The sequence below is a fragment of the Kitasatospora cheerisanensis KCTC 2395 genome (genome assembly GCF_000696185.1).
Lineage (GTDB): Bacteria > Actinomycetota > Actinomycetes > Streptomycetales > Streptomycetaceae > Kitasatospora > Kitasatospora cheerisanensis.
In genome coordinates, this window is record NZ_KK853997.1 from 2,096,859 (window position 1) to 2,109,281 (window position 12,423).

14 protein-coding genes are annotated in these 12,423 nt (G+C 73.4%); 9 read left to right on the forward strand and 5 right to left on the reverse strand.

The features are described from left to right. Window positions 1–22 precede the first annotated feature (22 nt). From cysC to KCH_RS09480, 8 genes are all read left to right on the forward strand, one after another. A complete protein-coding gene (gene cysC, locus KCH_RS09440; RefSeq protein ID WP_035861265.1) occupies window positions 23–589 on the forward strand; it encodes an adenylyl-sulfate kinase in 567 nt (188 codons plus the stop codon). Next, window positions 586–1,524, forward strand: coding sequence for a sulfate adenylyltransferase subunit CysD (gene cysD, locus KCH_RS09445; protein WP_035861266.1), 939 nt, complete (start codon window positions 586–588; stop codon window positions 1,522–1,524). Before cysC ends, cysD begins: the two co-directional genes overlap by 4 nt. Before the next feature lie 2 nt (window positions 1,525–1,526). After that, a complete protein-coding gene (locus KCH_RS09450; RefSeq protein WP_035861269.1) occupies window positions 1,527–2,846 on the forward strand; it encodes a sulfate adenylyltransferase subunit 1 in 1,320 nt (439 codons plus the stop codon). A 222-nt stretch (window positions 2,847–3,068) separates the two neighbouring features. Next, on the forward strand, window positions 3,069–4,211 hold the full coding sequence (locus KCH_RS09460; RefSeq protein ID WP_051652918.1) for an aliphatic sulfonate ABC transporter substrate-binding protein: 1,143 nt from the start codon (window positions 3,069–3,071) through the stop codon (window positions 4,209–4,211). Window positions 4,212–4,347: 136 nt separating this feature from the next. Then, window positions 4,348–5,151, forward strand: coding sequence for an ABC transporter ATP-binding protein (locus tag KCH_RS09465; RefSeq protein WP_035861277.1), 804 nt, complete (start codon window positions 4,348–4,350; stop codon window positions 5,149–5,151). After that, on the forward strand, window positions 5,138–6,028 hold the full coding sequence (locus KCH_RS09470; RefSeq protein ID WP_035861280.1) for an ABC transporter permease: 891 nt from the start codon (window positions 5,138–5,140) through the stop codon (window positions 6,026–6,028). The genes KCH_RS09465 and KCH_RS09470 overlap by 14 nt, the downstream gene beginning before the upstream one ends. Before the next feature lie 5 nt (window positions 6,029–6,033). Continuing rightward, window positions 6,034–6,891 carry a sirohydrochlorin chelatase gene (locus tag KCH_RS09475; RefSeq protein ID WP_084223415.1) on the forward strand — a complete coding sequence of 286 codons (858 nt, stop codon included), beginning with the start codon at window positions 6,034–6,036 and terminating at the stop codon, window positions 6,889–6,891. A 61-nt stretch (window positions 6,892–6,952) separates the two neighbouring features. After that, window positions 6,953–7,306, forward strand: coding sequence for a nuclear transport factor 2 family protein (locus KCH_RS09480; RefSeq protein WP_035861296.1), 354 nt, complete (start codon window positions 6,953–6,955; stop codon window positions 7,304–7,306). A 26-nt stretch (window positions 7,307–7,332) separates the two neighbouring features. Here the strand turns inward: KCH_RS09480 and KCH_RS09485 are convergent, their stop codons facing one another. The 4 genes from KCH_RS09485 to KCH_RS09500 all read right to left on the reverse strand — a co-directional run bounded on the left by KCH_RS09485 (window position 7,333) and on the right by KCH_RS09500 (window position 9,939). After that, window positions 7,333–7,932 (reverse strand): hypothetical protein, encoded by a 600-nt coding sequence (locus KCH_RS09485; protein ID WP_035861299.1) that lies wholly within the window; start codon window positions 7,930–7,932, stop codon window positions 7,333–7,335. Window positions 7,933–7,976: 44 nt separating this feature from the next. Beyond that, window positions 7,977–8,912, reverse strand: coding sequence for a WXG100 family type VII secretion target (locus tag KCH_RS09490; protein ID WP_051652919.1), 936 nt, complete (start codon window positions 8,910–8,912; stop codon window positions 7,977–7,979). Further along, window positions 8,909–9,235, reverse strand: coding sequence for a type VII secretion target (locus KCH_RS42420; RefSeq protein ID WP_035861302.1), 327 nt, complete (start codon window positions 9,233–9,235; stop codon window positions 8,909–8,911). The genes KCH_RS09490 and KCH_RS42420 overlap by 4 nt, the downstream gene beginning before the upstream one ends. 215 nt (window positions 9,236–9,450) lie before the next feature. Further along, entirely contained in the window at window positions 9,451–9,939 is a 489-nt protein-coding gene (locus KCH_RS09500; protein ID WP_035861304.1) for a hypothetical protein, read from the reverse strand. A 104-nt stretch (window positions 9,940–10,043) separates the two neighbouring features. On the opposite strand from KCH_RS09500, the gene KCH_RS09505 reads away from it, so the two are divergent. After that, window positions 10,044–10,487 carry a MarR family winged helix-turn-helix transcriptional regulator gene (locus tag KCH_RS09505; protein WP_035861306.1) on the forward strand — a complete coding sequence of 148 codons (444 nt, stop codon included), beginning with the start codon at window positions 10,044–10,046 and terminating at the stop codon, window positions 10,485–10,487. A 98-nt stretch (window positions 10,488–10,585) separates the two neighbouring features. On the opposite strand, the gene KCH_RS09510 is transcribed toward KCH_RS09505, so the two are convergent. Continuing rightward, complete coding sequence (locus KCH_RS09510) at window positions 10,586–12,331, reverse strand: DEAD/DEAH box helicase (protein ID WP_035861309.1); 1,746 nt, start codon at window positions 12,329–12,331, stop codon at window positions 10,586–10,588. Between the last annotated feature and the right edge of the window lie 92 nt (window positions 12,332–12,423).

Sequence of the window (12,423 nt, forward strand, 5' to 3'; positions counted from 1 at the left end):
CCGAACGTCAGGAGTAACCACCGTGACCACCGCCGACACTCCGGCAGCGGCCCGTGAGCGGGGCGCCACCGTGTGGCTGACCGGGCTGCCCAGCGCCGGAAAGACCACGTTGGCGTTCGCGCTGGCCGAGCGGCTGCGCGCCGAGGGCCACCGGGTCGAGGTGCTGGACGGTGACGAGATCCGCGAGTTCCTCTCCAAGGGCCTCGGGTTCTCCCGCGAGGACCGGCACACCAACGTCACCCGGATCGGCTTCGTCGCCGAGAAGCTCGCCGCGAACGGCGTCAAGGTGCTCGCCCCGGTGATCGCCCCGTTCGCCGACTCCCGCGCCGCGGTGCGCGAGCGGCACGCCGCCAACGGCACCGAGTTCCTGGAGATCCACGTCGCCACCCCGGTCGAGCTCTGCTCGGAGCGGGACGTCAAGGGCCTGTACGCCAAGCAGGCGGCCGGCGAGATCTCCGGCCTGACCGGCGTCGACGACCCGTACGAGGCCCCGGAGAAGCCGGAGTTGCGGCTGCAGACGCAGGGCCGGTCGGTGGCCGAGTCGGCCGGCGAACTGCACGCCTTCCTGACCGAGAGGGGCTTGGCATGACCGTCACCACCCAGCGCCTGGACCGGGCCGCGGACAGCCCGTACGCGCTCTCGCACCTGGACGCCCTGGAGGCGGAGTCGGTGCACATCTTCCGCGAGGTGGCGGGCGAGTTCGAGCGGCCGGTGATCCTGTTCTCCGGCGGCAAGGACTCCATCGTGATGCTGCACCTGGCGCTGAAGGCGTTCGCGCCCGCGCCGGTGCCGTTCGCCCTGCTGCACGTGGACACCGGGCACAACTTCCCCGAGGTCATCGAGTACCGCGACCGCACCGTGGCGCAGCACAACCTGCGCCTGCACGTCGCCTCCGTCCAGGAGTTCATCGACCGCGGCGTGCTGCGCGAGCGGCCCGACGGCACCCGCAACCCGCTGCAGACCGTGCCGCTGCTGGACGCCATCGAGTCCGAGAAGTTCGACGCGGTGTTCGGCGGCGGCCGCCGCGACGAGGAGAAGGCCCGCGCCAAGGAGCGGGTGTTCTCGCTGCGCGACGAGTTCGGCGCCTGGGACCCGCGCCGGCAGCGCCCCGAGCTGTGGTCGCTGTACAACGGCCGGCACGCGGTCGGCGAGCACGTCCGGGTGTTCCCGCTGTCCAACTGGACCGAGCTGGACGTCTGGCAGTACATCGAGCGGGAGAAGATCGAGCTCCCGGAGATCTACTACGCCCACCGCCGCGACGTGTTCAAGCGCGACGGCATGTGGCTGACCGCCGGCGAGTGGGGCGGCCCGAAGGACACCGAGACGGTCGAGAACCGCCTGGTGCGCTACCGCACGGTCGGCGACATGTCCTGCACCGGCGCGGTCGACTCCGACGCCGACACCATCGAGGCCGTGATCGCCGAGATCGCCGCCAGCCGCCTCACCGAGCGCGGCGCGACGCGGGCCGACGACAAGCTGTCCGAGGCCGCCATGGAAGACCGCAAGCGCGAGGGGTACTTCTAGAGATGAGCACCACCCAAGAGGCCACCGCCACCTCGCTGTTGCGCTTCGCCACCGCCGGCAGCGTCGACGACGGCAAGTCCACCCTGGTGGGCCGGCTGCTGCACGACTCCAAGTCGGTGCTGGCCGACCAGCTGGAGGCCGTCGAGCACGCCTCCCGCCGCCGCGGCCAGGACGCGCCCGACCTGGCGCTGCTCACCGACGGCCTGCGCGCCGAGCGCGAGCAGGGCATCACCATCGACGTGGCGTACCGCTACTTCGCCACCGCCCGCCGCCGGTTCATCCTCGCCGACACCCCCGGCCACGTGCAGTACACCCGCAACATGGTGACCGGCGCGTCCACCGCCGAGCTCGCCGTGGTGCTGGTCGACGCCCGCAACGGCGTGGTCGAGCAGACCCGCCGGCACGCCGCGGTCGCCGCCCTGCTGCGCGTCCCGCACGTGGTCCTCGCCGTCAACAAGATGGACCTGGTCGACTACGCGGAGCCGGTGTTCGCCGCGATCGCCGAGGAGTTCACGGCGTACGCCGCCTCGCTGGGCGTCGAGGACGTGGTGGCGGTGCCGATCTCGGCCCTCGCCGGGGACAACGTGGTCGAGCCGTCCCGGCACATGGACTGGTACGGCGGCCCGACGCTGCTGGAGCACCTGGAGACCGTCCCGGTCGGCTCCGACCCGAGCGCCGAGCCGGCCCGCTTCCCGGTGCAGTACGTGATCCGGCCGCAGAGCGAGGAGTTCCACGACTACCGGGGCTACGCCGGGCAGTTGGCCTCCGGCGTGCTGCGGGTCGGCGACCCGGTGACGGTGCTGCCCTCCGGGCAGACCAGCACCGTCGCGGCGATCGACGCGCTCGGCGTCGCCACCGAACTCGCCTGGGCGCCGCAGTCGGTGACGGTCCGGCTGGCCGACGACATCGACGTCTCCCGCGGCGACCTGATCGCGGCCGGCGCAACCGCCGTGGCGAGCAAGGACATCGAGGCGACGGTCTGCCACCTGAGCGAGCGCCCGCTGCACGTCGGCGCGAAGGTGCTGCTCAAGCACACCACCCGCACCGTGCGCGCGCTGGTCAAGGAGATCGGCTACCGGATCGACATCGACACGCTCGAACAGCGCTCCGGCGCCGAGGGGTTGAACGTCAACGACATCGGCCACCTGGTGCTGCGCACCGCCGAGCCGCTGGCCCTCGACCCGTACCGCGACAACCGCCGGACCGGCTCGTTCATCCTGATCGACCCGGCCGACGGCACCACCCTCACCGCCGGCATGGCGGGCGAGGCCTTCGACACCGTCAGCACCACCGACGCTTCCATTGAGGAGGACTGGGTCTGATGCCCAGCGAGGCGTTCTCGGGCATGGACAAGGAAGGCGGCCGCATCGGCAGCGGCGTCCTCGGCAGCGGCCAGGGCGGCCTGACGCGATGTGGGGGCGGACAGGGGCACTGAGCCCCTGTCACCGGGCCCATCCCGCCGATCCTGTCCACAGCAGGCCCGGCGGGCGGCCCGGCCCACCTCAGGCACGTTTCCTTCCTTCTCTTCGAACGGGACACCTCTCATGGCACCCATCGCCCTGCCCACCCATACCCGCACCAGCCCCGCCGCCGGCCGGATCAGACGGACCGCCGTCGCGGCCGTCGCCGTCCTCACCGCGGCCGGCCTGCTGTCCGCCTGCTCCTACGGCTCCAAGAGCGACGACAAGTCCTCGGCCGCCCCGGCCGCGTCCGGCGCGAAGCTGTCCGCCGACACCGTGAAGATCGGCTACTTCGCCAACCTGACCCACGGCACCGCCCTGGTCGGCCTCAAGCAGGGCATCCTCCAGCAGGAGCTCGGCGGCACGAAGATCAAGACCCAGGTGTTCAACGCGGGCCCCGCCGAGATCGAGGCGCTGAACGCCGGCTCGATCGACATCGGCTGGATCGGCCCCTCCCCCGCGATCAACGGCTTCACCCAGTCCGGCGGCAAGTCCCTGAAGATCGTGGGCGGTTCGGCCTCCGGCGGGGTCAAGCTGGTGGTCAACCCGGCGAAGATCGGCTCCGTCGACGACCTCAAGGGCAAGCGGATCGCCACCCCGCAGCTCGGCAACACCCAGGACGTCGCCCTGCTCAACTACCTGGCGGGCAAGGGCTGGAAGGTCGACGCGAACACCGGCGACGGCGACGTCAAGGTGATCCGCAGCGACAACAAGGTCACCCCCGACGCCTACAAGTCCGGCTCCATCGACGGCGCGTGGGTCCCCGAGCCGACCGCCTCCAAGCTGGTCAGCCTGGGCGCGAAGGTCCTGCTCAACGAGAAGGACGTCTGGCCGGACAAGAAGTTCGTCATCACCAACATCATCGTGTCGCAGAAGTTCCTCACCGAACACCCCGACGTGGTCGAGGCGGTGCTGCGCGGCTCGGTGAAGACCAACGCCTGGATCAAGGCCAACTCCGCGCAGGCCAAGGCCGTCGCCAACGAGCAGATCAAGGCCGACGCCGGCAACGCCCTGGACGCCGCGATCCTCGACCCGGCCTGGCAGGACATCGACTTCATCGACGACCCGCTGGCCAACACCCTGCAGGCCGAGGCCGACCACGCCGTCACCGCGGGCCTGCTCAAGAAGCCCAACCTGGCCGGGATCTACGACCTGACCCCGCTCAACAAGGTGCTCACCGCGGCGGGACAGCCGACCGTCTCCGACGCCGGTCTCGGCGCCAAGTAGCCCTCACCGGTAGCCCCTTCAGGCCCCGGGTTCCGCCTCGCGCCCGCCCGTCCGATGCCCACTCACCGGGCGGACGCGGGGCGGACCCCGGACACCGATCCCCGCCCTGCCCGGACCACACCCGCAGGAGGTGCCCGTGACCACGGCACTGACCACCTCGCCCGACGCCCCCGGCGCGGGCCACCCGGACGGCGACTTCGCCGTCCGGCTCTCGCACGTGCACAAGACCTTCGGCCGCCCCGGCACCGCCGCACCGGTCCTCGACGACATCAGCCTGACCGTCGCCCCCGGCGAGTTCGTCACCCTGCTCGGCGCCTCCGGCTGCGGCAAGTCCACCCTGCTCAACCTGGTCGCCGGCCTCGACCGGCCCACCTCCGGCACCATCGACGTCCCCGGCGGCCGCCCCGCCCTGATGTTCCAGGACCACGCGCTCTTCCCCTGGCTCACCGCCGGCAAGAACATCGAACTCGCCCTCCGGCTGGCCGGCGTGGCGAAGGCCGAGCGCCAGGCCGAGGCCGAGCGCCTGCTCGAACTGGTCCGCCTCGGCGGCTCCTACAAGAAGCGCGTCCACGAGCTCTCCGGCGGCATGCGCCAGCGCGTCGCCCTCGCCCGCTCCCTCGCCCAGGGCTCCCAGGTCCTGCTGATGGACGAGCCGTTCGCCGCCCTCGACGCCATCACCCGGGACGTCCTGCACAACGAGATCACCCGCATCTGGGCCGAACGGCGGCTCGCCGTCCTGTTCGTCACCCACAACGTCCGCGAAGCCGTCCGCCTCGCCGAGCGCGTCGTCCTGCTCTCCTCCCGCCCCGGCCGGATCGCCCGCGAGTGGCGCATTGACCTGCCGCAGCCGCGACGCATCGAATCCGCCGGCGTCGCGGATCTGTCCATCGAGATCACCGAAGAACTGCGTGGGGAGATCCGCCGCCATGTCCAGCACTGACACCCTCCGCACCTCCGCGGACGACGCGGCGGGAGTCGAGGCGGGCCTCGACGCACTCGAAACCGTCCCGCTCCAGCGCACCCCGGTCACCGTGGTCCTGCGCCGCAAGGTGCTGCCGCCCGTCCTCGGCGTGGTCGTCGTCCTGGCCGTCTGGCAGCTCGCCTACAGCCTCGAACTCACCACCCCCGACAAGCTCCCCAGCCCCGCCGACGTCTGGGACTCCCTCACCGAACTCTGGTACGCCGGAACGCTGTTCTCCATCATCTGGACCAGCGTCTGGCGCGGCCTGTCCGGCTTCCTGCTCTCCGTCCTGATCGGCACCCCCATCGGCCTGCTGGTCGCCCAGGTCAAGCCGGTCCGCGCCGCGCTCGGACCCGTCCTCTCCGGCCTCCAGTCCCTCCCCTCGGTCGCCTGGGTCCCCGCGGCCGTCATCTGGCTCGGCATCAACAACTCCGCGATGTACGCCGTCATCCTCCTCGGCGCCGTCCCCTCCATCGCCAACGGCCTCATCGCCGGCGTCGACCAGGTCCCCCCGGTCTTCCTCCGCGCCGGCCAGACCCTCGGCGCGACCGGCCTCCGCGGCGCCCGCCACATCCTGCTGCCCGCCGCACTCCCCGGCTACCTCGCCGGCCTCAAGCAGGGCTGGGCCTTCTCCTGGCGCTCCCTGATGGCCGCCGAACTCATCGCCTCCTCACCCGACCTCGGCCTCGGCCTCGGCCGCTACCTGGAGAACCAGCGCGAGTTCACCAACATGTCCGGCGTCCTCCTCGGCATCCTCCTCATCCTCACCGTCGGCGTCGCCATCGACCTCCTCTTCTTCTCCCCCCTCGAACGCCACGTCCTCCGCTCCCGCGGCCTCCTCGTCACCACCCGCTGACCCTCATGACCCACCGCACCACACCCCGCCAGAACCCCGCGCCCCACCAGGGGCGCGGGGAACTGCGCGCAGCGGAAGACACCTCGCCGCAGCCGCACACCACGCCCACCCACCACCCGCACCCCGCGGGCGGAAACCGGCCCCGCCCGCTCCTCCTCCTCGCGCACGGCTCCCGCGACCCCCGCCACGCCGCCACCGTCGAGGCCCTCGCCGACGCGATCCGCGCGCTGCGCCCCGAACTCCCGGTCTCCACCGCCTACCTGGACCACTGCGCACCCCGCATCGCCCAGGTCGCCCCGCGCCTCGCCGACGCGATCGCCGTCCCGCTGCTCCTCAACCGCGCCTTCCACGCGAAGCACGACATCCCGGCCGCCCTCCGCGCCGCAGGCTCGCAGGTGCCCGTCGCAGACGTTCTCGGCCCGTCCCCCCTGCTCCTCGACGCCCTGGACCGCCGTCTCGCCGAGTCCGGCCTCGACGTCGCCGACCCGGACGTCCGCGCCCGCACGGGCATCGTGCTGGCCGCCGCCGGTTCCTCCGACCCGGCCGCCAACGCCACCACCCGCGCCGTCGCGGCCACGTGGCGGCGCACCCGGGGCTGGGCCGCCGTCACCACGGCCTACGCGGCCACCACCCCCACCGTCACCGACGCGCTCGCGACGCTCCGCAGCGACCCGGCCGTCCGCCGCACCGCCGTCGCCCCGTACCTCCTCGCCCCGGGCCTCCTCCCGGACCGCATCGCCGCCGCCTCGACGACGGCCGACCACCTCGCCCCGGTCCTCGGCGCCGCCCCCGAACTCGCCCGCCTCGTCCTCACCCGCCACACCGAGGCCGCAGCAGCCACCCGCACCGCCCGCACCGCCTGACGCGCCATCAGGGACCGAAAACCCGGAGCCGGGCCGCGCCCGCCCACGGCACACTTCACCCATGCCCGATGCAACCGCCGCCGCCGTCCACGAGCACGTCCGCGCCTTCAACGCCCGCGACCTCGACGCGCTGATGCGCGGCTTCACCGAGGACGCGGTCTGGATCACCGGAACGACCACCGTCCGCGGCCACGCAGCCCTGACCGAGCTGTTCGCCGGCGCCATGGCCGAGCTGCTCCCCACCCTGACGGTCCAGAGCCTCCTGGCCGGCACCGACCGCGCCGCCTGCCAACTCGTCGAGACCCTGACCGTCGCGGGCGAACAGCGGATCTGCTCCATCGCGGGCTTCTACGAACTGCGCGACGGCCGCATCGCCTCCGCCAAGATCTACCGCGAGGGCAGCGCCGACGTCTGACGCCCGCTCCGTCCGACGGCGGGGCCTCAGAACGCCCCGAACGCCGCCGTGAGTTCGTCCGCGGCGGAGGGCAGCGGGGTGGTGACGGCGACCCAGGAGCCGTCGCGGAAGTGCAGGTCGAGGCGGCCGCGCTGGGTGACGCCCTTCGCGTTGCGTCGCGCGGCGGCGATCTCGTGGCGCGGGAGTTCGAGCTGCAGGGCGTGCTGTTCGGTGAGCTGCCAGAGCTTGGCGCGGTCGGCGAGCAGCAGCAGGCGGTGGTCGGTGAGGGCGAGCAGCGCGCTGCCGTTCGCGCCGTCCTCGTGCAGGCGGACGACGAGGCGGCCGGCGGTGGTGTGCCAGTCGCCGGCCATGCCCCTGCCGTGCCAGACCGAGTCCGGCACGGCGTCCATCATCCGGTTCTCGACCGCGCCGACCGCCGCCGACACCGGGTTGACCACCGCGTACGCGCGCCGCAGCAGGCTGAACGGCTTGGCCAGCTTCTGCTCCAGCTCGCCGGGCTGACGCGGGGTCAGCAGCTCCTCCGGCGGGCGCGGGATGCCGGGCGCCAGCGAGATCGGTGCGGCGGCCCGCAACTGCTCGCCGGCGGCGAGGAAGGGCGTGGCGAACTGGCGGTCCCGGTCGAGCACGGTGGTCCTCCTCGGTCTGGGCGGAAGCGGGGAACGGGCGGGGCCTACCCGAAGGCGTCCTGGAAGCGCTGCCGGCGCTCCTCGGGGCTGAGGGCGGGGGCCTCGGCGGGCTGGGCGATGCCGGTCTTCTCCCGCAGGCCGGTGCTGGGCCCGCGGTTGCCGCTGATCCGGTCGTCGGCCTCGTCGGCGATGATCCCGGCGCCGCTCTGGGTGATCTGCTGGAGCGCCTCGCCGGCGGGGTTGCCGGTCAGGCCGATGCCGTGCAGTCCGGCCTTGCCGATCATCTTGGTGCCCGTCTTGGCGAGGTACGCCTCGACGTCGATCGGCTTGTTCCAGGTCCAGGGCTTCTTCGGGTTGAGGTGCGGGCGCTTGGAGACCGCCTTGAGCGCCTTCATCGCGTCGGCGATCTTCTTCAGCGCGCTGGCGAGCTTGCGCACCAGGTTGGCTATTCGGGCGCTGGCGATGGCACCCTCGGCGGCGGCCGCGGCGGCTTCGGCGGCCAGCGAGATGCCGGCGGTGATCACGCTGAAGGCGAGCGAGGCGGCGAGCGTGATGATCGCCCACTCGATCAGTTCGCGGATCACCGTCTCGACCAGGTCCTGCGCCATCCGGGCCTCGGCGGCGGCCTCGTCGAGGAGTTCGGCGGTGCCCGCCATGTCCTCCGCCTCGGCCTCCAACGCCTGTTCGTACTCTTCGAGTTCGCGCTGGAACGCCTCGGACGCCGCGCCCTGCCACTCGCCGGCCAGCGCGGCCCGGTCGCGGCGCTGGTCGGCGACCAGCTCGCGCAGCTGCTCGGCCTGCTGCTGCCACAGCCGGGCGGCGGCCTCCAGGCCCTCCGGATCGCCGGTGACGAACTCCAGCGGCTCGGCGAGCGGCTCGACGACGGGACGCATGATCTCGTCGATCACGCTGCCCAGCGGGCTCATCCAGTCGTTGATCTTCGTGTAGGCGTCGACCGCGCCCGCAATCGGCCCGCTCATCCGCCCAGCCCTCCGGCGATCGCCTGCATCTGCTGCTGGTTGGCCTCGTCGACGCGCTCGTACGCGCCGGCCATGCCGTCGGCGTACTCGGCGATCCGGTCCATGGTGTCGGCGGCCGAGCCGGTGTTCTCGATCGCGGCCTCGGAGCGTTCCACGTAGTCGCGGCCGGTCTCGTCGGACTCCGGGAGCTTCCCGAAGGCGGTCGGCGACAGCTGGTCTCCGCCGAGTGCGGCGCGGATCGCCCGCAGCCGCTCGGCCCGTTCGGCACTGGTGCGGGCGAACCGGCGCAGCGCGTCCGGATCGACCGTGAACTCCCCCGCCATTTCGGCGTACCTCTTCCCCGTTGCCAGGGCCTGCGGCCTGGACGACGGCATAGGCGTCGCCATGCGCAGACCATGAATTGGCAAAGAAGCTAACACGGCACCACCCCCAAGAGGTACCCCGGTACTCCGTGCTGACGGCCCGTCGGCGAGCCCGCCCGGCTGCCGACCGCCGAGCCGCCCCCTGACGACCCGACCGCAGTGCCGCTCCCCGGCGGTCAGTCGGCGAGCCGCTCCCGCGCCCATGGATCCGCGCAGCGGCCGGCGGCCGCCCGACGCGCCGTCAGGAAGCGTTCCGCGAGCGGCCCGTCGACGGCCTCCGCCCACCGCCACGCCCCGACCGCGCACCCCTGCCGCAGCGGATCGCCGCCCTCCACGGCCGCCACCAGCTCCTCCTGAAGCCGCCGGCGGCCACCGACCACCAGCAGCACCTGCGCGAGCCAGCGCGGCGAGGACGGGTCGTCGTCGGCCAGCAGCGCCGCCAGCACCAGCGGGTACGCCCGGTGCGCCGCCGCCCGGTCCGCCTCCAGCCGGCGGTACGCGGCCTGCCGCTTGTGGCCGATCCGGTGGTACTGCGGGTAGCCGGGGGCGCGCTCGGCGAGCCGGGCGACCCGGTCGTCCTGCGGCACCTCGACGACCGTGCCCAGCGCCGCCAGCAGGGCGTCCAGTGCCGCCTCCTGGGCGTCCAGCCGTGCCTGCTGCTCCATCGACCGCCTCCTCACCCCGCCTAGATACTTGCAGGCGCGGGAATTTGCACATTTCGATTACGCTTGTGGGGAGTGAACAACCCATTTCGAAGGGAGCGCGGCCGATGACCCGCCCGGACCATGGCCTGGCGCACGGCTGGTGCGCCCTGACCTCCCTGCACGGCCGGATCGAGGCCCACGTCGAACGCGCCCTGCAGGCCGAACACGAGCTCAGCGTCCGCGAGTTCGCCGTTCTCGACGTCCTCTCCGACCAGCACGACGGCGACGGCGGCCACTTCCGGATGAACCAGCTCGCCGACGCGATCGTGCTCAGCCAGAGCGCCACCACCCGCCTGGTCACCCGCCTGGAGGACCGCGGCCTGCTCTCCCGCTACCTCTGCCCCACCGACCGCCGCGGCATCTACACCAACGTCACCCCGGCGGGCCTCGCCCTGCTCGCCGACGCCCGCCCCACCCACGACCGCGCCCTCGCCGAAGCCCTCACCGCGGCCGAGTCCCGCCCGGAACTGGCCCCACTGGTGGCGACGGTCCGCCGGATGGGCGGCTGAGAAGCGGAAGGGACCCGCCCGCCGGGCCGTGCCGCCGGGCCGTCACCCGCACCTGTGCACGACCCACCGGACGGGCCCGCCGAGCATCCGACCGACGATCAGTCGGTCTTGCGCCGCTGCCGCCCCGTGCCGTAGTTCGAGCCGCTCTTCGAGCCGGAGCCCGGCTTCGCCCGCCCGGACGCCTTCCCGATGAACCCGGCCGCCATCTGCGAGTTCCCGCCACCGGGGCGCTGCTTGGGCCGGGGCCGGCGCGGGTTGCCGCTCATGTCGACGTCCTTGGGCAGCCCGCCGCCGGAACGCTTGGACGGGCGGCGCCGCGCCTCGCCGTCCACGGGCTTCGCCCCGCTGCGCCCGCGGCCGCGGCCGCCGTCCGCAGCGGGTTCCGCGAGGGCCGTCGCGGCGGCGACCGCCGGGGCGGGGAGCACGACCGCCACGCCGGACGGCGTCCGCGCGCCGGTGATGCGCTTCAGCTCGCCGTCCTCGGGGCGGACCTTGGTGATGGTGGGCCGGATGCCGGCGATGGTCATCAGGCGGTTGACCTCGCGGCGCTGCTCGGGCAGCACCAGGGTGACCACGGTGCCGGACTCGCCGGCCCGCGCGGTGCGGCCGCCGCGGTGCAGGTAGTCCTTGTGGTCGATCGGCGGGTCGACGTTGACGACCAGGTCGAGGCCGTCGATGTGGATGCCGCGGGCGGCGACGTTGGTGGCGATCAGCGCGGTGACCTGGCCGTCGCGGAACTGGTCGAGGACCCGGTTGCGCTGCGGCTGCGACTTGCCGCCGTGCAGCGCGGCGGCGACCACGCCGTGGGCGCGCAACTGCTTGGCGAGGCGGTCCGCGCCGTGCTTGGTGTGCACGAACATGATCACCCGGCCCTCGCGGGCGGCGATCCGGGCGGTGGTCTCGGCCTTGTCGGCGGGGTCGAGCTGGAGCAGGTGGTGGTCCATGGTGGTGACCGCGCCGGCCGACGGGTCCACCGAATGGGTGACCGGGTCGCTGAGGAAGCGGTTGACCAGCCGGTCCACGTTGCGGTCCAGGGTGGCGGAGAACAGCATCCGCTGCCCGCCCTCGGCGACCTGCTCCAGCAGCTTGACGACCTGCGGCAGGAAGCCCATGTCGGCCATCTGGTCGGCCTCGTCGAGGACGGTGATCGCCACGTCGTCCAGGCGGACGTCGCCGCGCTGGATCAGGTCGTCCAGCCGGCCGGGGGTGGCCACCAGCACCTCGGTGCCGCGGCGGACCTGGTTGGACTGCCGGGTGATCGACATGCCGCCGACCACGGTGGTGATCCGCAGGCCGAGCACGCCGGCGTAGGGGGCGAGCGCCTCGGTGACCTGCTGGGCGAGTTCGCGGGTGGGCACCAGCACCAGGGCCAGCGGGTGGCGGGCGACGGCGCGCTTGCCGGCGGTGCGCACCAGCAGCGGCAGGCCGAACGCCAGGGTCTTGCCGGAGCCGGTGCGGCCGCGGCCGAGGACGTCGCGTCCGGCCAGCGCGTCCGGCAGCGTCGCGGCCTGGATCGGGAACGGCTCGGTGACGCCCTGCGCCGCCAGTTCCTTCATCAGCCCGGACGGCAGGTTCAGTTCGGCGAAGCTCGCGGCCGGCGGGCGGGACGGGGTGCCCTGCACGGGCGTGAAGTCCTCGGCGGGCGCGGCGGCGGCAGCGGCGCCCCGGCGCGGACGGCGCGGGCGCTCGGTGCGGGCCTGCTCGGCGCCGCGCGGCGAACCGCCGCGCGGGGCGCCGCCACGGCCCTCGGCGCTCCGGGGCGCGCCGGTGCGCGGCTTCCGGGTGCGGGGCTGGTCACCGCGCGAAGCGGACGGGCCGGACTGCGGACGGGACTGCTCGGGCATGCGTGTTCCTCTTCCTGAGGCCGTCGGCCGGCGCGCGGGGTGCGCGGCGGCGGGGAGTCGGCCGTCGGGAGGGAACAGGCAGGCAGAGGCCG